Consider the following 19,948-nt stretch of genomic DNA (forward strand, 5'->3'; position numbering starts at 1 on the left):
CCCGGGCGAGCAGAACGTCTTGTCCGAGGGCCCGTGTCCTTCCGGAGAGGGAGACGCCCCCTACTCCTCGATCTCGTCCTGGTGTTTGCGCGGCTTGTACTCGACGCCCACCCCGCCCATCACGGCGATGCCCCGGATGTGCACGACCGGCGCGTCCGGGTCCACCACGCTGGGGGTGTTCTCGGAGACGCCGAAGCCGCCCATGAGCGGCAGGCCGTGCACCCGCACCTGCACGTCGTCGGGCACGGTGATGCCCACCCCGCCCATGACGGCGCAGACCCAGATGCTGGTCTCGCGCTGGGTGAACCGGGCCTCGCGCAGGTCCAGCTCGATCCCGCCCATCACCGCGAAGGCGGTGAAGGTGCCCGGCACGACCCAGTTGCCCGACCGGTCGGCGCCGCCCATGACGACGACCGCGGCCCGGCTGGTGGGCTCCTGGTCCACGATCCGGCCGCCGCCGTAGAGCGGCCGGGGCGAACGGAAGTCGGTGGGGACGACGGAGGCGCCGGGGCCGTTCGGCGCCGGGAGGTCCTCGGTGAGGGGGACCAGCTCGCCGATGGTCTTGGCCCGGTACACCGCGTCCAGCCGCTCGCTGTGCTCGTCCGGGTCCAGGCGCCCCTCGGCGAGGGCTTCACGCAGGCGGTGCGCGACGGAGTCACGGTCGGCGTCGGAGGCGCGCATCCGGCCGTGCTCGGGGGGAGTGGCTTCGCTCATCGTTTCCACCATAGGACCATTCTTCCGTCGCCGCGCGGCGCGCCGCATCGGGGAGGTTCCCCGAGACGACCCTGAGACCCGGGCCCGCGGGCCCGGGTCAGTCCTCGGGGAGCAGCCCGCGGCGGATCGCCTGGCTCACCGCGGCCGTCCGGTCGCTCACACCGAGCTTGTCGTAGACCCGCATCAGATGGGTCTTCACCGTGGTCGCGCTGATGTGCAGGGCGTGCCCGATCGCCGCGTTGGTGCGCCCCTCGGAGGCCAGGCGCAGCACCTCCACCTCGCGGGGCGACAGGACGGCGGCGGGTTCGCCGCGCTGGCGCATGCCGGTGAACAGCTTGCCCGCCAACCGCCCGGTCAGGACGGTCTCCCCGCGCGCCGCGGCGCGCACGGCCTCGGCCAGCTCCGCGCGCGGGGTGTCCTTGAGCAGGTAGCCGGTGGCGCCCGCCTCCACCGCGCGCAGGATGTCGCCGTCGGTGTCGTAGGTGGTGAGCACCAGCACGTGCGTGCCGGGCCGCTCGGCGCTGATGCGCTCGGTGGCCTCCACCCCGTCGCCGCCGGGCATGCGCAGGTCCATCAACACCACGTCCGGCTCCAGCTCGGCCGCCCGGACGACCGCCTCGGGGCCGGAGGCGGCCTCGCCCACGACGGTGAGGTCGGCCTCGGCGGCGAGCATGCCGCGGATGCCCTCGCGGACCACCGGGTGGTCGTCGACCAGCAGGACACGGATCACGGCGCGGACTCCTCGTCACCTCGTGGAACGTTCGGGGGCAGGGGCAGCGACATCCGGACGCGGGTACCGCGGCCGGGGGCGCTGTCCACCTCCAGGACGCCGCCGGCGGCGTCCGCCCGGTGCAGCATGTTCGCCAGCCCGTTCCCGGGCGAGGGCCTCCCGGGGTCGAAGCCGACGCCGTCGTCGGCGACGGACAGCTCCACCGGGCCGGGGCTTCCGTCGGCGGACCGCGTGTACTCCAGGGCCACCCGCACGTGTCCGGCCCCGGCGTGCCTGCGGACGTTGGCCAGGGCCTCCTGCGCGGTGCGCAGCAGGCAGATCTGGAGGTCGTTGGACAGGGTGGCCGGGGCGCCGAGCACCGCCGTGTCCACGGGGACGCCGAGTTCACCGCTCAGACGGGAGGCGACCCTGTCCAGGGCGGCCTCCAGGGTCTGGCTGTCCAGGCCCACCGGCTGGCGGGCGGCCACCATGGCCCTCGCCTCGGCGAGGTTCTCGGCGGCGGTCTCGCGCATCAGGGCGAGGTGGCGCCGGGCCAGCGCGGGGTCGGCGTCCATCTCCGTCTCCACCGCCTGGGTCAGCGCGACGATGCTGGTGAAGCCCTGGGCGAGGGTGTCGTGCACCTCGCGCGCCAGGCGCTCGCGCTCGGCCATGGCCCCGGTCTCCTCCGACAGCCGCGCGACCTCCAGACGGCTCTCGCGCAGTTTCCGGATCAGCTCGGAGCGCTCGTAGCTCTGCTCGATGATCCGCCCCAGCCAGCTGCCGAACCACAGCGTGTAGCCCACCATCACGCCGTTGACCAGGACGTTGACGGCGACGTTGTCCCACTCGCTCATCCCGAGCAGGCCGCGCAGCGGCATCGGGATCAGCAGGATCGCGCCCACCGTCGAGATGGCGGCCGGAATCGAGGCGGTCATGAAGCACAGCGGGGCCACGGCCACGACCAGGAAGGTCAGGGTGGGGTTGACCGTCACCGCGGGCAGGCACAGCACGAGCAGGACGGCCATGAGGACCGGCGGGCGGACGCGCTCCTCGCGCAGCATCAGCCGCCTGCCGAACAGGTGGTACACGGCCGTCACCGCGGCCATGAGGCCCACGAGCGGCCACCGCCAGGAGGGGACGCTGGTGAGCAGCGCGATGGCCGCCATGGCCGTCATCACGGAGATGAAGTACACGTCCCACCACACGCCCAGGTCCCAGGCGTGCCGTTCGTCGCGCTCCTCCTCCCCGGACGGGGCCCCGCAGGGCTCGGGGGACGGCGCGGTCGGGACGGGGCCGTCCCCCGGAGCCCGTGCGGCCACGGTGATCACCCGTCCTTCCGCGTCTTCCACCGGAACGTCAGCAGTACCAGCGCCAAGCCCACCACACACCACACGCCCAGCGCGAGGGCGACCGAGGACAGGTCCCACGAACCGCCGGGTTCGAAGGCTGCCATCTCGGCGGGGAAGAACGCCGCGCGCAGGCCCTGCGCCATCCACATCAGCGGGAAGAGCGCGGCGGCGTCCAGCACCCAGTCGGGCAGGGCGATGACCGGCACGAAGATGCCCGAGATGAACTGGAGGACGAGGAAGGGCACGACCACGATGCCCGAGGCGGAGCGGACGTTGCGCGCCAGGGAGCTGATCGCGATGCCCAGCAGGGAGCAGGAGACGGTGCCCAGCGCGAACACCCACGCCAGTGTCGCCCAGGCGGCGGGGTCGTCGGGCATGCGCGCGCCGAAGGCCAGGACGGCCACGCCCAGCAGCAGGACCAGCTGGCCCAGGGCCAGGAACAGCACCACCACGGTCTTGCCGACGAAGTAGGCGGTCGGCGGCATCGGGGTGCCGCGCAGGCGGCGCAGACCGCCCTGCTCGCGCTCGTTGGCGATGCTCAGGCCCAGCTGCTGGAAGCTGACCGACATCAGGCCCATCGCCACCAGGCCCGGCAGGTAGTAGTCCACGGCGGGCATGCCCATGTCGAACATGCCGTCGAAGATCGACGAGAACATCACCAGGATCAGCGCGGGCAGGGAGAAGGTGAAGATCACGCTCTCCCACTCGTGCACGAACTCGCGGATCTCCAGCCACCCCCGGGACAGCCCGACGCGCAGCGCGCCGGGCAGGCGGTCGGAGGAGGAGGCCGGGACGGAGGGGTCGGCGGGGGTGCGTTCGGTCGCGGTGCTCACGCGGACACCTTCCTCTCGGCGGGGCGGTCGCGGCCGTCCCTGTCGTCGCTTCCGTCGCCGTCCTGGTCGTCCTCGCCGATCAGGCCGAGGTAGACCTCCTCCAGCGTGGGGCGGTGCACGCTCAGCCCCGGAACCTCGCCGGAGAACAGGGCGGACAGCTCACCCACCACCCGGGCGGGCTCGTCGGTGCGGGTCTCGCGGCGCTGTCCGTCGACCGTCCAGCCGACGGTGGCCTGGGCCGAGGCGCGCCCGCCCAGGGTGGAGGGGGAGCCCTGCGCGCGCACCCTGCCGCGTGCGATCACGCACACGCGGTCGGCGAGCGCCTCGGCCTCCTCCAGGTAGTGCGTGGTCAGGACGATGGTGGTGCCGCCCCGGGCCAGGTCGCCGATCAGCGTCCAGAAGTCGCGCCGGGCCCTGGGGTCGAACCCGGTGGTGGGCTCGTCCAGGAACAGCAGCTCCGGCCTGCCGACGATGCCCAGGGCCACGTCCAGGCGGCGGCGCTGCCCGCCGGACAGGGACGTCACCCGCGCCCGGGACTTCTCGCCGAGGCCGACCAGGTCGACCACCGCGTCGGGGTCGCGGGGGTCGGGGTAGTAGCCCGCGAAGTGGCGGACCACCTCGCGCACGGACAGCTGGGGGATCATGGCCTCCCCCTGCCAGACCACGCCGATGCGCGAGCGCCACCGGCGCCCGGCGGTGCCGGGGTCCTCGCCCAGAACGCGGACGGTGCCGTCGTCGCGTCGCCGGAATCCCTCCAGGATCTCGACGGTGGTGGACTTGCCCGCGCCGTTGGGGCCGAGGAGGGAGAAGACCTCGCCGCGCGGGACGCTCAGGTCGATCCCGGCGACGGCCTCGTCGTCGCCGTACTTCTTGCGGAGGCCGTGGACCTCGATCGCTGTCTCGCTCATGCCACCGACTCTCTCCCGGACGCGGCCTCCCGGGTATCGGCCGCCGGGCCGTACCCGTGTCCTCCGGATGGAGGACGCCCCCCCCGACCAGGGGAGGGGGGAGCAACGGAACCGCACCGGGGCCGGCGGGCCTCAGCGCCGACGGGCCCCGGCGCGCGGCGCGCGCCCGAGGCCCGTCGGGAGGCGGAGAAGGGGGCGCTCAGAACAGGCGGAGCACGTCCGGCTCGATACCGCGCAGCTCGTCGTAGTCCAGTACCACGCAGGAGATGCCGCGGTCCTCGGCGAGCACACGGGCCTGCGGCTTGATCTCCTGGGCGGCGAACACGCCGCGCACCGGCGCGAGCTGCGGATCCCGGTTGAGCAGCTCCAGGTAGCGGGTGAGCTGCTCGACGCCGTCGATGTCGCCGCGGCGCTTGAGCTCCACGGCGACGGTGGCGTTGCCGCCGTCACGGCACAGGATGTCCACCGGGCCGATCGCCGTCGGGTACTCGCGGCGGATGAGGGTGTAGCCGTCGCCGAGGGTGGTGATGTGCTCGGCCAGCAGTTCCTGGAGGTGGGCCTCGACGCCGTCCTTCTGCAGGCCGGGGTCCTTGCCCAGTTCGTGCGAGGAGTCGTGCATGACCTCCTCGACGGTCAGCACCAGCTTCTCGCCGGACTTGCCGTGCGTGACCGTCCACACGTCGGGTCCGTCGGCGACGGTCTCCTCGCGCAGTTTGCAGGGCGGGTTCATCCAGTTCAGCGGTTTGAACGCCCGGTCGTCGGCGTGGATGGACACGCTCCCGTCGGCCTTGATGAGGATCAGGCGGGGAGCCATGGGCAGGTGGGCGGTGAGGCGGCCGACGTAGTCGACACTGCACCGAGCGATGACGAGACGCACGAAACGTCACGTTACCGCCTCCGGGGGACGCGCGGAGCGGAACCGCGTATCGGCTGCCCGCCTCGTCCGGCGATGCCGACCGTGTCCACAGGGGTGTGCCCCCGGGGAAAGACAGGTGTGTCCCCCCGGCCCCATGACGGGACGCGGCCGGGCCTCTAACGTCGCCAGGGGCGCGCGGATCCGCGCGCCCGCGACGACGAAGGGACTTCCATGTCGCTGACGGTCTCTCCTGACCTGCTGGAGCAGGCGAAGCGCGGCCCGGTCGAGGACGCCGACTTCATCGCCTGCATCAGGGACTCCCTGCCCTACGCCTGGGAGGTGGTCAGCGGTCTGGCCGAGGGCGCCCGGAGCGCCGAGTCCGGCTTCGAGGCGAACGAGGTGCCCCCGCCCGGCGAGCAGGAGAGGGGCCAGCTGCTGCGCCTGCTCGCCAGCGACGCCATGCGCGGCGCGGTGGAGCGGCACTTCGGCCTGCGCCTGGCCTTCCAGAACTGCCACCGCGTGGCCCTCTTCGCGCCCGGGGCCGAGGAGGCCCACGCCGTGTTCACCTCTCCGCGCGCCCAGCTGCTCAACCAGTCGCCCGAGCTCGTCGACTGCTAGGGGCGCCTGCCAGAGGTGGTTCTGCCCCCCCCGGGAGGGAGCGGGGCCGCCGCGCCACGGCCGGGGCGCGGCGGCCCCGCCACCGGCGTGCCGACGCACCGGGTGGCACCGAGTGCCCGACTCGGGCATCCCGTGCGCGGGGCGGTTCGGTCGGGCCCGTAGTCTGGGCGTATGGTGCAGGAATTTGACAAGGTCGGTGTCGTCGGACTCGGCGCGATGGGCGCGGGTATCGCCGAGGTGTTCGCCCGCGCGGGGTTCAACGTCACCGGGGTCGAGATCGACCAGGCCGCCGTCGACCGCGGCCGCGCCCACGTGGACAGGTCCCTCTCGAAGGCGGTGGACAAGGGCAAGCTCACCGAGGACGAACGCACCGGGATCGACACCCGGCTGACGTTCACCACCTCGCGCGAGGACCTCGCCGACGCGGACTTCGTCGTCGAGGCCGTCCCCGAACGGATGGACATCAAAAGGGACGTCTTCGCGGACCTGGACCGGATCTGCCCGCCCGGCACGATCCTGGCCACCAACACGTCCTCGCTGTCGGTCACCGAGATCGCCGCGCTCACCGGCCGCCCGGACAAGGTCGTGGGGCTGCACTTCTTCAACCCCGCCCCGGTCATGAAGCTGGTCGAGGTCGTCACCACGGTCTCCACCAGCGCCGAGACCGTCGACGTGGTCTCCGAGGTCGCCAAGCGCATCGGCAAGACCCCCGTGGTGGTCGGCGACCGCGCCGGGTTCGTGGCCAACGCCCTGCTCGTGCCCTACATCAACGACGCGATCCGCCTGTACGAGCGCAAGGTGGCCACCCGCGAGGAGATCGACTCCTCGGTGCAGAAGGCCGCGGGCCTGCCCATGGGCCCGCTGACCCTCGCCGACCTGGTCGGCCTCGACGTCTGCCTGGCCGTCATGGACGTCCTGTGGGAGGAGTACCGCGACCAGCGCTACGCCGCCTCGCCGCTGCTGCGCCGCATGGTGGCCGCGGGCCGCCTGGGCCGCAAGTCCGGCCAGGGCTTCTACGCGGGCACCGACGAGGCCCCCGAGCCCCGGCCCACCGGCCGCTACGCGCAGATGGTCCGGGAGGAGGAGACCCTGGACCTGGGCGAGGTCCTCCTCGCTCCGCAGATCGACGACGCCCTGCGCATGATCGGCGAGGGCTACGCCTCCGCCAGGGACATCGACACCGCCATGCGCTTCGGCTGCGGCTACCCCAAGGGACCGACCGAGCTGCTGGAGGAGCGCGGCGCCGAGTCCGTGGTCACCACCCTGGTCGCGATGGGCGAGTACGGCCTCACCAACATCGCGGTGCCCGCCCCGCTGCTGATGGACCAGCTGCCCGACGCGCCGGAGGGCGAGGGCCACGGCGGCTGCGCCTGCCATGCCTAGCGCGCTGACCGGCTGACCGCAAGTGTTGCCGGTGTGATGCGTGAGGTCCTGAGCTGCGATGATCTTGTACTTGTAGCCGATGTCGGCGGTCGAGGCTCGCTATGAGTACAAGATCACGGCGGACGAGGCGGTTCCGGTCGTCGCGCGGGGTGGCGAAGCGGGCCGCCGCTGCGCCTGTGGCGGCGGCCACTGCCGGTTCTCTTCTAACCTGGACGGTGTGAGCCCGCGCCGTAACTCTCCCCGCCGCACATCCGCCCGGGGCCGCAAGGCCCCCGGCGGCGCCCCCGACGACGAGGACGCCCTCATGCTGCGCGTCACCGGTGGACAGCGCCGCGAGACCGGCCCCGACGGGGAGTGGGTGACGCGCCGCATCCCCGGCGCCGCCGCCACCAAGGTCTACCGCTGCCCCGGCTGCGCCCAGGAGATCCCGACCGGCATGGCGCACGTCGTGGCCTGGCGCCCCTACGGCGACGGCGGCGACCGGCGCCACTGGCACTCCTCCTGCTGGGACCGGCGCTCCCACCGCGCACCGCGCGCCCCCCGCTACTGAGCCCCGGCCACCTACCCCGGACACGAGGAGCCATGGAGATCCGAGCCACCACGGTGCTGCCCGCCGTGAGACGACCCGTCACCCTGCACACCGCCGACGGCCTGGAGCTGGTCGGCGAGCTGGCCCTGCCCGAGGGCCGCGACCCCAAGGCCACCCTGGTGTGCCTGCACCCCCTGCCCACCGCCGAGGGCATGATGGACAGCCACGTCCTGCGCAAGGCGTCGTTCCGGCTCCCCGCGCTGGCCGACATCGCGGTGCTGCGGTTCAACACCCGCGGCACCAGCTCGCGGCACGGCACCAGCCAGGGCGAGTTCGGCGAGGGCGAGACCGAGAAGCACGACGTGCTCGCCGCCATCGAGTTCACCGAGTTCGAGGGTCTGCCCGACCCCTGGCTGCTGGGCTGGTCGTTCGGCACCGAGCTCGCCCTCAAGTGGGGTGCCGACCCGCAGATCAAGGGCGCGATCCTGCTGTCGCCGCCGCTGCACCGCGCCGACGAGGCCGACATGGCGGTGTGGGCGCGGACGGGCAAGACGGTGGTCGCCCTGGTCCCCGAGCACGACGACTACCTGCGCCCCGACGAGGCCAGGGAGCGCTTCAAGACGCTCTCCCAGTGCGAGGTCGTCGGGGTGGAGGGCGCCAAGCACCTGTGGGTGGGCGAGCCCTACGTGCGCCGCGTGCTGGACGAGATCGTCAAGCGGGTCAACCCCGGGGCCTACCCGCTCCCCGTGGAGTGGGACGGCCCGTACGAGAAGGACGTCCAGACCCTCGGTTAGACCCGCGCGGGCGTCCCACCCGCTGCTGCCGCTGCCGCCGCTGCCGTCGATCCGGTGCCGCCGCGCCCGGCCCTCCCCGCCGCTCACCCGGTCCCCGGGCCTGCCGCGCGGAGCGCTCGTCCCGCATCCGACACGACTCCCGCATCCGACACGACGAAGGACCCGCCCTCCCCGGCGTCAGCCGGGAGAGGCGGGTCCTCGCGTGTGGGGGAGAGCGTCAGCCCGGAGCGGGCCGGAACCCTACTCCTGCCACCAGTCCTCGTCGTCGGCGCCCTTGCCGGAGTGCACCGGCTGCCGGGTCTCCTCGGCGGCCGGAGCGGACTCCTGCGGGATCGCGGCCGGGGCCGGAGCCGGGGCGACCGGCGCGGCGGGGGCCGGGGCCGGGGCGGCCGGGCCGCCACCGCCGAGCAGCTGGCGCAGCTGCTGGAGGTGCGACTGGATGCTGTCGCGCTGGCGGTTGAGCTCCTCGACCTCCTTCTTGGCGGCCGTCATGATCCGGTTGGCCTCGGACTTGGCGTCCCCGAGCTGGTGCTCCGCCTTGGACTTGGCCTCGGCGTCGATCTGGGCGGCGTTCTTCTTGGCGTTGCCGACCAGCTGCTTGGCGTGGTTCTCGGCGTCGCGGCGGGTCTGCTCGGCCTGCTGGCTCGCCTTGGTGGCGCGCTGCTCGGCGCTGGCGGCCCGCTCCTCGGCCTCGTTGACCATCTTCTGCGTGGCGGCCTGGGCGGCGGCGAGGCGTTCGGCGTCCTGGCGCTCGGCCTCGGCGCGGCGGTCGGCCAGCTGGAGCTCGAACTGGTCCTCGGCCTCGGTGCGCCGGGCCTCGGATTCGGCGTAGGCGCGCTCGGCGTTCTTGCGCAGCTCCTCGGCCTGGCTCTTGGCGGACTGGATGGTCTCGTCACGCTCGCGCTTGGCGGCGGCGCGGGCCTGGGCGCACTCGCGCTCGGTGGTGGTGCGCAGCTTGGCGATCTCGCCCTCGAAGGTCGCCCGCTTCTCGGCGATCTCGTGGTCGACCGCGGAGCGCTTCTTCTGCACCTCGCGCTCGGTGGTGGAGGTGAGCTCGTCGGCCTCGCGGCGGGCGGTGGTGGAGATCTCCTCCGCCTCGGACTCGGCGGTCTGGCGGGTCTCGTCGGCCTCGCGCTGGGCGAGGGTGCGCACCTCGGTGGCCTCGGACTCGGCGGCCGCGCGCATGTCGGCGGCCTCGATCTTGGCGGCCGAGCGGATGTCGTTGGCGTCGATCTGCGCGCTCTGGACCAGCTCGTTGGCCTGCTCCTCGGCCAGTCGCAGCAGTTCCTCGATGCGCGATCCCAGACCGGAGTAGGAGGGGCGCTCGCGCTCCTGGAGCTGGCGGTTCTTGGCGTTGAGCTCGGCCTTGAGCTTCTCGGCCTGCTTTGACTGCTGCTTCAGGTCGTTGCGCAGGCTGGCCGCGTATTCATCCACCTGGGTGCGGTCATACCCACGCAGCACCACGTCGAATTCGTGCGGGGTGTTGTCCTCGTCGAAGATGTTGTTGAGCTGGGTGTCGATGTTGTTTGACGGCATGTGGCGGAATCCTGAACGGGTGCGAGACGGCTACTTGCAAGGGGCCGGGGACGGCGGGGAGGGCGGCTGCGCTGTCCCCGGGGACGGGTCCGGTGGCGCGAGCCGGGGATGGGGCGGGTGACGACGGGCTGGTGGGCCCCTGATCGCCTCCGAGATCGTCCGTGTGCGCCCCGTCACCTGACACGGCGGTACGGCCGACCCGACTCGGCTACCGGACTGCAAGACATGGACCAAAGCCGGAATAGCGCATCCGGCAGCTAGCCGACTTTATCAAGCGCGGAACACCTGGGAAGGGGGTTTCGGGTAACTTCCGGTGGGCTCTGAGGCTAACCATGCCACTGGCGTTCAACCTGTGACTTGTCCGGAACGCCCCTGTGACGCTATCCGGAAATTCCGGGACGGTCGTCACCCCTTTCCTCATGCGCCCCCTCCGGGCTCTGGACCAGCTCGGTGAGCACGCCACCGCAGTCCTTGGGGTGCAGGAAGACGATCCTCGACCCCGCCGTCCCCCGCCGCGGCTCGGCGTCCAGCACGCGCACGCCGCTCCCGCCGACGCCCGCCGCGGTGGCGGCCACGTCCGCGGTCCCGAAGGCGACGTGGTGGACGCCCTCGCCGTTGCGCTCCAGGAACTTCGCCACCGGGGAGTCCGCGCGGGTGGGTTCCAGCAGCTGGAGGTAGGTGGCGCCGCCGTCGTCGGTGCCGTTGACCCGGAGCATGGCCTCGCGCACGCCCTGCTCCTCGTTCACCTCCTCGTGCTCCACCTCGAACCCGTACGTGGACCGGTAGAAGGCCACCGAGGCGTCGAGGTCGCGGCAGGCGATGCCCACGTGGTCGAGCCGGGTCAGGCCGGAGAACGGGACGGGAGGTGCGGACGGGGTCGCGGGAGCGGAGGGGGAAGAAGAGGCGGAGGAGGAAGGCGGGGTGGAAGGGGTGGAGGAGGAAAGCGGGGTGGTGAACTCGCTGGCCGAGTGCGGTGCGTCACTCATGGGGTGAACCTCCCGGGGATCGCTGACAGCGGTGTGGGTATCGTTGCAGACCAGGTGCGTCACCCATGCATTTGGAGGCCAGTTACGATGCCCGGTTCCGTCATCGTCGGTGGGGCACGGACCCCCACCGGCAGACTCCTCGGCTCCCTCGCCGGGTTCTCCGCCGCCGACCTCGGGGGCTTCGCGATCAAGGCCGCGCTGGAACGCGCGGGCATCTCCGGCGAACAGGTCGGATACGTGGTCATGGGACAGGTGCTCCAGGCGGGCGCGGGCCAGATCCCGTCCCGCCAGGCCGCCGTCAAGGCGGGCATCCCCATGAACGTGCCGTCGGTGACGATCAACAAGGTCTGCCTGTCGGGCCTGGACGCGATCGCCCTCGCCGACCAGCTCATCACCGCGGGCGAGTTCGACGTGGTGGTGGCCGGGGGCATGGAGTCCATGACCAACGCGCCGCACCTGCTGCCCAAGTCGCGCAAGGGCTACAAGTACGGATCGGTCGAGGTCCTGGACGCGACCGCGCACGACGGCCTGACCGACGCCTTCGAGGGCGACTCCATGGGCGCCTCCACCGAGCGCCACAACGGCAAGCTCGGCATCGGGCGCGAGGAGCAGGACGCCTTCTCGGCCCGCTCCCACCAGCGCGCGGCCGCCGCGGCCGCCGCCGGGTACTTCGACGCCGAGATCGTCCCCGTCCAGATCCCGCAGCGCAAGGGCGACCCCGTCGTCTTCTCCGCGGACGAGGGCGTGCGGGCCGACACCACCGCCGAGAGCCTGGCCAGGCTGCGTCCCGCCTTCGACGGCGAGGGCACGATCACCGCGGGCTCCTCCTCGCAGATCTCCGACGGCGCCGCCGCGGTGGTCGTGATGAGCCGCGCCAAGGCGGAGGAGCTGGGCGCCCCGGTCCTGGCCGAGATCGGCGCGCACGGCAACGTCGCCGGACCGGACAACTCGCTGCACTCCCAGCCCTCCAACGCCATCCGGCACGCGCTGGGTAAGGCGGGCCGCTCGGTCGAGGACCTGGACCTGATCGAGATCAACGAGGCCTTCGCCGCGGTGGGCCTACAGTCCACCCGGGACCTGGGCGTCTCGGAGGACATCGTCAACGTCAACGGCGGCGCCATCGCGCTCGGCCACCCGATCGGCGCCTCCGGCGCCCGCATCGCCCTGCACCTGGTCCACGAGCTGCGCCGCCGCGGCGGCGGGTTCGGCGCGGCCGCCCTGTGCGGCGGCGGCGGCCAGGGCGACGCCCTGCTGTTCACGGTTCCCGCGGAGTAACACCGAGCCGGGCCCCGAGCCCGGACGCCGCGGCCGCCGGACGGCGGCCGACCCTCTCGCGGACACCGCCCGCGGGCGCCGGGAGATCCCCGAACGCCCGCGTGGCGGACCGCGCGGGGGACCCGACCCGAAGACACTGTGTCCCCGGGAGAGTCCCGGGGACACGACGCACCTGACAGCCGCGGGGCGGGGGCCACGAGCCCCCGCCCCGTCCTGCTCCGCCCACACCGAGGAGTTCCATGGACACCCCCCCACTGGTCGAACGGGTCCGCGAGGGCGACCGCCGGGCACTGGCCCGCGCGATCACCCTGGTCGAGAACGGATCCGCGGCCCTGCGCGAGATCATGGCGGGCCTGGCCCCGCACACCGGTCGGGCCCGGGTGGTGGGGTTCACCGGCTCCCCGGGGGTGGGCAAGTCCACCACCACCAACGCCGTCGTGCGCGCGGCCAGGGCGAAGGGGCTGACCGTCGCGGTGCTGGCCGTGGACCCGTCCTCGCCGTTCACCGGCGGCGCCCTGCTCGGCGACCGCGTGCGGATGCAGGAGCACGCCACCGACCCGGGGGTGTTCATCCGTTCCATGGCCAACCGCGGGCACCTGGGCGGGCTGTCCTGGGCCACGCCGCACGCCCTGCGGGTGCTCGACGCGGCCGGGTTCGACGTGATCCTGGTGGAGACGGTGGGCGTGGGCCAGGCCGAGGTGGAGATCGCCGGGCAGGCCGACACCACCGTGGTGCTGTGCGCTCCGGGCATGGGTGACTCGGTGCAGGCCGCCAAGGCGGGCGTGCTGGAGGTCGCCGACGTCTTCGCGATCAACAAGGCCGACCGGGAGGGCGCCAAGTCCACCCTGCGCGAGCTGCGCCAGATGATCGCCATGAAGGACCGCACCGACCAGGAGTGGAAGCCGCCGATCGTGATGACCGTCGCCTCCAGGGACGAGGGCGTCGACGAGCTGTGGGAGCGGATGGACCAGCACTTCGCCCACCTGGAGGCCAGCGGGGACCTGACCCGGCGCCGCCGCGCCCGCGCCCGGGACGAGGTGCAGGCGATCGTGCTGGACCTGCTGCGCTCACGGATGGGCGGGGCGGGCGACGACACCGGCCTGGACGGGTTGGCCGAGGAGGTGGCGGAGGGGCGCAGGGACCCCTACGCCGCCGCTGATGTGGTGCTGAGGGAGCTCCGCGCCGATTTGGGTTAGTGGGGTGCCGCCGTGGTGCTGAGGGAGCTCCGCGCCGACCTTGGCTAGGAGTCCAGGACCCCGCGCAGCACGGCGGCGAAGCCCTCCGGGTCCTCGGTGAAGCCGCCGTGCCCGCCGGGGAAGGAGACCGGCCTCGTGCCGAGGCGCTCGGCCAGCACCGTGCAGGTCCGCGCGGTCAGCAGACTCCCCGAGTCGGCTCCGAGACCGACCACGACGCGGACGGGTCCGGTCGCAAGCGCGTCGGTGTCGGGCACGTACCGGGTGGTGTGTCGGAGTTCGTGGACGTAGAACCGGGTGCTGTCGGCGAGGACCTGCTCGCCGAACTCCCCGTTCGAGACGGACTCTCCTTGTGGGAATCCAGCCTGGTCGGCGAATGCGGCTCGCGCCGCGGACAGCCCCTCCCGGAGATAGGTGGCAATGACCTCCTCGGTCGAGGTGCGCTGGTCGGCGGCGTCGGGTAGCAGTTCCCAAAGGGGAGGTTCGTGCGCGACGATCGTGCGGACCCGGTCGGGATGCCGTTCGGCCAGTGCCAGCGCGGTCACCGCACCGCCGCTGGTACCCATCACGTCCGCCGAGTGCGTGCCGAGGGCGTCAAGGAGAGCGATGACGTCGTCTGCGCGCAGCCCCGGCGTGGAGTCCTGTTTCGGGTCATTCAGAGGGCTGCGGGAGATACCCCGGGGGTCGTGCGTGACGACCATGCGGTCCCGCGCGAGCAGGTCCGCCAGGGGGACGAACTTCCCGGCGGCCATGGGCGCGCCCGTCAGAACGAGGACCGTTCCCTCGCCGCGGACCTCGTGGTACAGCGTTCCGTCAGGTGTGTCCAGGGCATGTGTGCTCACCACGGCTACCGCTCCTTCCGCGTGTTTGTCAGCAAGGGTCCCACCGGGGGTGGACGGAGAAACGGCCGGTGCGGACCGCGACGGTCCGCACCGGCCTCTCCCGTCCGGGGCACGCCGGACCGGAGCGCCGACTACCCGGCGAGCGCCGTGTCGATGGCGTTCATGAGGCTGCCGTCGGCGTCGTCGCCGTCAACGGACCAGATCATGACGCCGCCCAGGCCCTGGGCCTGGGCCCAGTCGGTCTTCTGGGCCATGGAGACCTCGTCGTCGTAGGTCCAGAAGGTGTCGCCGTCGTACAGCCAGGCGGTGCCCAGTGCGTCGTCGCGGTACAGCTCGTAGCCGCCGGTGCCCACCAGGTCCTTCAGGACCTTCCAGTCGTCGATCCCCGCCTCGTAGCTACCGGGAGCGGGTCCGGTAGCGCTCTGGAAGAGACCGTCGCCGTTCGGACCGGGCTCCACACCGGTCCAGCCGCGGCCGTAGAACGGCACGCCGAGCACCATGTCGGCGGGGTCCACGCCGCGGTCGAGGTAGGCCTGGACCGTGGTCTCGGTGGAGTACAGGTCCGGGCCGGGGTCGGCGGGGTCCAGGAGCAGGTTGGACTGGTGGTTGGCGGTGCTCTCCCAGCCGCCGTGGTAGTCGTAGCCCTGCACCGTGATGAAGTCGAAGTCGGTCATGAGCTGCGGCATCTCGAAGCCGAGCTCGATCTTCTCCGGGTCGGCGGGCAGGAACGCGGTCAGCTCGTACTGGCGGCTCGTCTCGGTCTCCAGGGCGTCCAGCTGGTCGCGGAACTCCTGCACCAGGGCGGTGAAGTTCTCCTTGTCCTCGGGGCGGACGGTGTTGTGCTCGTGGCCCGCCGATCCCGGCCACTCCCAGTCCAGGTCGATGCCGTCGAAGACGCCGTAGGCGGAGCCGGGCCCGCCCGCGCCGTCGAAGAGGGGCAGGTTGCCGCGCAGGAACTGGTCGACGCACGAGGAGACCATGCGCTCGCGGGACTCGGCGGTCAGCGCCGCGTCGGAGAAGTGCTCGGACCAGGTCCAGCCGCCGAGGGAGATGTTGACCTTGAGGTCGGGGTACATCTCCTTGAGCTCGCGCAGCTGGTTGAAGTTGCCGCGCAGGTCCTGGTCCCAGGTGTCGCCGACCCCGTCGACGCTGTCGGCGGCCCCGAAGGAGCGGCCGTAGTCGGCCCAGGCGTCGCCCTGGCCGAGCTGGTTGGCCATGAAGCACTCGCCGTTCGCGTTGATGTTGCCGAAGGCGTAGTTGATGTGGGTGAGCTTCTCGGCGGTGCCCGAGGTGACCAGGTCGTTCACCAGGTAGCCGCGGTCGTAGACGCCCCACTGGGTGAAGTAGGCGACCCGGCGTTCCTGGGGCGGGTCGGTGGGACCGCCGCCGTCCGCGTCGGTGGTGGCGGTGACGGCACCGCTCTCGGGCCCCCTGTTGTTGGAGGTGTCGTAGGCGCGCACGGTGAACGTGTGCTCGGTCTCGGGCGCCAGTCCGGTGACGGTGGCGGTGGTGCCGCTGACCGCGCGGACGACCTCGCCCCCGGAGAGGACCTCGTAGCCCGCGACCCCGGCGTTGTCGTCCGCGGAGCCCCACTCCAGGGCCACGGTGGTCGAGGTGGTGCCGGTGACGGTCAGGCCGGTCGGCGCTGTGGGCGGCTCGGTGTCCTCCTCGCCGGGCTCGCCCGAGCAGCTGCCGCCGTTGACCGTGCAGTCCACGGGAGCGGTGTCGCCGCCGCCGTGGGTGCCGTTGAACCCGATGGAGTAGCTGCCGCCCGCCGGGACGGAGGCGCCCCACGAGGGCGGGGTGACGGTGTAGGCGTCACCGGAGCGGCTGAGGGTGGCGTTCCACAGGCTGGTGATCGCGGCGCCGGAGGGGAGCCGGAAGCCGATGCTCCAGTCGGTCAGCGCCGAGCCCGAGCCGTTGGCGATGGTGAGCTGCCCGCCGTAGCCGGTCTCCCAGCGGCTGGTCTCCACGTAGGTGACGGTGACGCCCGAGGTGTCGGCCGACGCGGCCGGGACGGGTGCCAGTGCGAGGGGTAGGACGACCGCGGCGGCCAGTGCCGCGATTCGTTGGCGAAGTCGTGCTCTCACGGTTGCTCCTGGTGCGTGAGCGGTGTGGGGGTTGGCCTTCCGCCGCGGGGGCGGACGGCTGCGGGGTGTGCGCCCAGGGAGTGCGGTGTCGCGAGCTGACCGGTGGTGGTCTCGGCGGCGCGCGTGAGAGGTGGCGTGTGCGCGGCAGGGGCATGGCGGGCCTCCGACCTGGGGGAGGAAGGGGAGGGTGTGTGGGGGCCGGTGCGGACCGTCGCACATCGGTCCGCACCGGCCGTGGCGGCGGTGCTCCCCGGATCAGAGCACCGACGCCGCTCGGTCCCGGTCCGGGATCGCCGGACCGGAAGTTCTGTCGGCTGCGGTCGTGGGGGCGCGTTCCGGGTGCCCGGGCCGCGCACGGAGCCCGTCCCCGCCGCTCCCGCGCCACCCGGAGGAAGCGCGGCCGCGGCGGGGGCGGACGGTTCCTAGTCGCTCAGCGCCGTGTCGATGGCGGCCATGAGGCTGCCCTCGGCGTCGTCGCCGTCGATGGACCAGACCATGACCCCGCCGAGGCCGTTGTCCTGGGCCCAGTCGGTCTTCTGCGTCATGGCGGCCTCGTCGTCGTAGTTCCAGAGCGTCTGGCCGTCGTAGATCCAGGCCGTACCGGCCTCGTCGTTGCGGAAGACCTCGAACTCGCCGGACTCGACCTTCTCCTCCAGGACCTTCCAGTCCTCGGTGCCCGCCGCGTACGTCCCCTGCGCGGGGCCCGTCGCGGGCTGGAAGAGGCCGTCGCCGTCGGGGCCCGGCTCCACGCCCGTCCACCCCTGTCCGTAGAAGGGCACGCCCAGGACGAGCTTGTCGGGGTCCACGCCCCGGTCCAGGTAGGCCTGGACGATGAGCTCGGTGGAGATCACCGGCTGGGGGTCGCGGGCGTCCACGACCAGGTTGGACTGGTGGTTGGTCGTGCTCTCCCAGGTGCCGTGGTAGTCGTAGCCCTGCACCGTGACGAAGTCGAAGTCGGTCATGAGCTCGTCCAGCTCGTACCCGGCGTCCAGGCGCCAGCCCCCGGCGGGCATGAACGCGGTCAGCTCGTAGTGGCGGTCGGTCTCCTCGCCGAACGCGTCCAGCTGGTCGCGGAACTCCTGCACCAGGGCGGTGAAGTTCTCCTTGTCCTCGGGGCGGACCGTGTTGTGCGGGTGGCCGCCGGAGCCGGGCCACTCCCAGTCCAGGTCGATGCCGTCGAAGACCCCGTAGGCGGCGCCCTCGCCGCCCGCGCCGTCGACCTCGGGCAGGTTCCCCCGGAGGTACAGGTCGACGCAGGAGCTGACCAGCCTCTCGCGGGACTCGGCGGTCAGGGCCGCGTCGGAGAAGTACCGGGACCACTCCCAGCCGCCGAGGGAGATGTTGACCTTGAGGTCGGGGTACATCTCCTTGAGCTCGCGCAGTTGGTTGAAGTTGCCGCGCAGCTCCTGGCCGGGGTCGTCGGCGGTCCCGTCGACGCTCTCCTCGGCGGGCACGGGGTGCGCGTAGTCGGCGACGGCGCCCTCCTGGCTGGTCCCGTCGCCCGTGGCGCACACGCCCTCGGCGGTGACGTTGCCGAACGCGTAGTTGATGTGCGTGAGCTTCTCCGCGCTGTCGCTGTCGACCAGGTCGCGGACGTGGTAGTCGCGCTCCCCGGCGCTCCACTGGGTGTAGTAGGCGACGCTGCGGCTGTCGTGGGAGGGGCCGCTCCCGTCGTCCCCGGCGCAGGGGGAGCCGTTGACCAGGCAGTCCACGAGGTCGGTGGCGCCGTCGGAGTGCAGTCCGTTGAAGCCGAAGGAGTAGCTGCCGCCCGCCGGGACGCTGGCGCCCCAGTGCGGCGGGGTGATCGTGTAGCCGCCGGGGGTGCCCGCGAGGGTGGCGTTCCACAGCTCGTGGATGCGGCTGCCGTCGGGGAGCGAGAACTCGACGGCCCAGTCGTCGACGGGGGCGTCCGAGGCGTTGTGGACGGTGATCTGGCCGGTGTAGCCGGTGTTCCACCGGGCCGACTCCGTGTAGGTGACCGTGAGGTCGGCGGGGTCGGTCTCCTGGGCGGCAGCGGCCGGGACCGCGGTCGCCGCGAGCGGGGCGAGCAGCACGGCGGCCGCGACGGCCGCGAGGCGGGTACTGAAACGTCGTGCTCTCACGTCGTGGCATCTCCTGGTGCGGGGACGGGGGTCGGGGGGATGGACGACCGTGCTCCTGGAGCGGATGGGCCGTGCTCTTGGAACAGAGGGGACGGGCTGCGGTCGTGTGCGGGGGCCGCGGGGGAGAGCCGCGGTCCGTCGGCGGGGTTCGGTGCCTTCCCTGCGGGTGGTCCACGGGCCAAGTGAGGACAGGTCTTCACCTTGAGCCTCTGACGTGGGGGGATAAATTTTTAGGAAACTTAACTAATAATTCCTTGCTCCGTCAAGACCCGGCGCGGACTCTCCGGTCGCCCCGTGCGCGCGGCGGCGGACTTCGCGGGCCCTTCGCCGGAGGTCCGGTGGATTTGCCGAGTTGGCGGGGTGGACCAGTTCCGAATGTGGCATCTGTCCCTTTGTGGCCACGGAAAAGTCTTGCTTTCTTTCTCACCCGCTGTTAGGTGCTCTGTGCGCTTTTCGCTCCCGCGCCCCTCCGAGGCCCGTGAAACCCCCACGTCACGCTCGCCCCGGAGCGTCGCATCCGTCGCTTCCGCCGACCGGGGCGGGCCTCCGGGCCGTGCCCGGCGCGGTGCCCGGCGGTCGGGTCGCGCGGGAGCGGGGCCGGACGCCCTCCGGTCAGGCGGGTGCGCCCGTACCGCTGACTAGAGTGAACCCGTGGGTAACCCGTTGAATCTCCCGTTCGACCCGATCGAGCGGGCACACGACAACTGGACGCGCAGATGGGGGCCCTCGCCCGCGATGGCGGCGGTCACCTCGGTCATGCGCGCGCAGCAGATCCTGATCGGGGAGCTGGACGGAGCCCTCAAGCCGTTCGGTCTGACCTTCGCCCGCTACGAGGCGCTCGTCCTGCTCACCTTCAGCGGTTCCGGCTCGCTGCCCCTGGGCAAGATCGGTGAGCGCCTCATGGTGCACCCGACCAGCGTCACCAACACCATCGACCGGTTGGAGGGGCAGGGCTTCGTGCGCCGCCTCCCCAACCCGAGCGACGGTCGCGGCGTGCTGGCCGAGATCACCGACGCCGGGCGCCGGGTCACCGAGGAGGCGACCGGGGCACTGCTGTCCATGGACTTCGGCCTGGGCTGCTACTCCGACGAGGAGCTGTGGCGCATGCACGAGATGTTCACCCGGCTCAGGGTGGACTTCGGGGACTTCCCCGAGCCCGTCGTGGAGGCCGCCGAGGGCCGCTGAACGCCCGCCGCGCCCCGGTGCCGCGGGCGCTCTCCCTGTACATCAT

Annotated in this window: 18 protein-coding genes; 7 read left to right on the top strand and 11 right to left on the bottom strand. The window is 72.4% G+C overall.

Translation table 11 applies throughout. The annotated features are described in order from the left end of the window. Positions 1-60 precede the first annotated feature (60 nt). The 6 genes from FYW99_RS16640 to nucS form a co-directional block, all read right to left on the bottom strand. Positions 61-726 (bottom strand): DUF1707 SHOCT-like domain-containing protein, encoded by a 666-nt coding sequence (locus FYW99_RS16640; protein WP_150252937.1) that lies wholly within the window; start codon positions 724-726, stop codon positions 61-63. An 85-nt stretch (positions 727-811) separates the two neighbouring features. After that, complete coding sequence (locus tag FYW99_RS16645; protein ID WP_150252938.1) at positions 812-1,444, bottom strand: response regulator; 633 nt, start codon at positions 1,442-1,444, stop codon at positions 812-814. Then, on the bottom strand, positions 1,441-2,751 hold the full coding sequence (locus tag FYW99_RS16650; RefSeq protein WP_190394686.1) for a sensor histidine kinase: 1,311 nt from the start codon (positions 2,749-2,751) through the stop codon (positions 1,441-1,443). Before FYW99_RS16650 ends, FYW99_RS16645 begins: the two co-directional genes overlap by 4 nt. After that, positions 2,748-3,605, bottom strand: a complete 858-nt coding sequence (locus tag FYW99_RS16655) for an ABC transporter permease (protein ID WP_150252940.1) — start codon at positions 3,603-3,605, stop codon at positions 2,748-2,750. The genes FYW99_RS16650 and FYW99_RS16655 overlap by 4 nt, the downstream gene beginning before the upstream one ends. Next, positions 3,602-4,513 (bottom strand): ABC transporter ATP-binding protein, encoded by a 912-nt coding sequence (locus tag FYW99_RS16660; protein WP_150252941.1) that lies wholly within the window; start codon positions 4,511-4,513, stop codon positions 3,602-3,604. The genes FYW99_RS16655 and FYW99_RS16660 overlap by 4 nt, the downstream gene beginning before the upstream one ends. Positions 4,514-4,712: 199 nt before the next feature. After that, positions 4,713-5,390 carry an endonuclease NucS gene (nucS, locus tag FYW99_RS16665; protein WP_061078069.1) on the bottom strand — a complete coding sequence of 226 codons (678 nt, stop codon included), beginning with the start codon at positions 5,388-5,390 and terminating at the stop codon, positions 4,713-4,715. Positions 5,391-5,600: 210 nt separating this feature from the next. Here nucS and FYW99_RS16670 point away from each other — a divergent pair, with 210 nt between their 5' ends. From FYW99_RS16670 to FYW99_RS16685, 4 genes are all read left to right on the top strand, one after another. Beyond that, a complete protein-coding gene (locus FYW99_RS16670; protein WP_150252942.1) occupies positions 5,601-5,987 on the top strand; it encodes an SCO5389 family protein in 387 nt (128 codons plus the stop codon). Positions 5,988-6,158: 171 nt separating this feature from the next. Beyond that, positions 6,159-7,370, top strand: a complete 1,212-nt coding sequence (locus FYW99_RS16675) for a 3-hydroxyacyl-CoA dehydrogenase (RefSeq protein ID WP_150252943.1) — start codon at positions 6,159-6,161, stop codon at positions 7,368-7,370. A gap of 217 nt (positions 7,371-7,587) precedes the next feature. Then, complete coding sequence (locus FYW99_RS16680; protein WP_190394687.1) at positions 7,588-7,920, top strand: ATP/GTP-binding protein; 333 nt, start codon at positions 7,588-7,590, stop codon at positions 7,918-7,920. A gap of 32 nt (positions 7,921-7,952) precedes the next feature. Beyond that, a complete protein-coding gene (locus FYW99_RS16685) occupies positions 7,953-8,693 on the top strand; it encodes an alpha/beta hydrolase (RefSeq protein WP_150252944.1) in 741 nt (246 codons plus the stop codon). Positions 8,694-8,933: 240 nt separating this feature from the next. On the opposite strand, the gene FYW99_RS16690 is transcribed toward FYW99_RS16685, so the two are convergent. After that, entirely contained in the window at positions 8,934-10,229 is a 1,296-nt protein-coding gene (locus FYW99_RS16690; protein ID WP_150252945.1) for a DivIVA domain-containing protein, read from the bottom strand. Between the two features lie 380 nt (positions 10,230-10,609). Then, complete coding sequence (mce, locus tag FYW99_RS16695) at positions 10,610-11,074, bottom strand: methylmalonyl-CoA epimerase (protein ID WP_150252998.1); 465 nt, start codon at positions 11,072-11,074, stop codon at positions 10,610-10,612. A 228-nt stretch (positions 11,075-11,302) separates the two neighbouring features. Here mce and FYW99_RS16700 point away from each other — a divergent pair, with 228 nt between their 5' ends. Continuing rightward, positions 11,303-12,490, top strand: coding sequence for an acetyl-CoA C-acetyltransferase (locus FYW99_RS16700; RefSeq protein WP_150252946.1), 1,188 nt, complete (start codon positions 11,303-11,305; stop codon positions 12,488-12,490). A 239-nt stretch (positions 12,491-12,729) separates the two neighbouring features. Next, positions 12,730-13,686, top strand: a complete 957-nt coding sequence (meaB, locus tag FYW99_RS16705) for a methylmalonyl Co-A mutase-associated GTPase MeaB (protein WP_150252947.1) — start codon at positions 12,730-12,732, stop codon at positions 13,684-13,686. Positions 13,687-13,730: 44 nt separating this feature from the next. On the opposite strand, the gene FYW99_RS16710 is transcribed toward meaB, so the two are convergent. The 3 genes from FYW99_RS16710 to FYW99_RS16720 form a co-directional block, all read right to left on the bottom strand. Next, positions 13,731-14,528, bottom strand: coding sequence for an alpha/beta fold hydrolase (locus FYW99_RS16710; RefSeq protein ID WP_150252948.1), 798 nt, complete (start codon positions 14,526-14,528; stop codon positions 13,731-13,733). 128 nt (positions 14,529-14,656) lie between these two features. Next, positions 14,657-16,615, bottom strand: coding sequence for a glycosyl hydrolase family 18 protein (locus FYW99_RS16715; protein ID WP_150252949.1), 1,959 nt, complete (start codon positions 16,613-16,615; stop codon positions 14,657-14,659). Positions 16,616-17,037: 422 nt separating this feature from the next. Then, positions 17,038-18,717: a glycosyl hydrolase family 18 protein gene (locus FYW99_RS16720; RefSeq protein ID WP_150252950.1), complete on the bottom strand. Its 1,680-nt coding sequence runs from the start codon at positions 18,715-18,717 to the stop codon at positions 17,038-17,040. A 663-nt stretch (positions 18,718-19,380) separates the two neighbouring features. On the opposite strand from FYW99_RS16720, the gene FYW99_RS16725 reads away from it, so the two are divergent. Next, positions 19,381-19,902, top strand: coding sequence for a MarR family winged helix-turn-helix transcriptional regulator (locus FYW99_RS16725; protein ID WP_150252999.1), 522 nt, complete (start codon positions 19,381-19,383; stop codon positions 19,900-19,902). Positions 19,903-19,948: the final 46 nt, after the last annotated feature.

It is taken from the genome of Nocardiopsis deserti (assembly GCF_008638355.1).
Classification (GTDB): Bacteria; Actinomycetota; Actinomycetes; order Streptosporangiales; family Streptosporangiaceae; genus Nocardiopsis; species Nocardiopsis alborubida.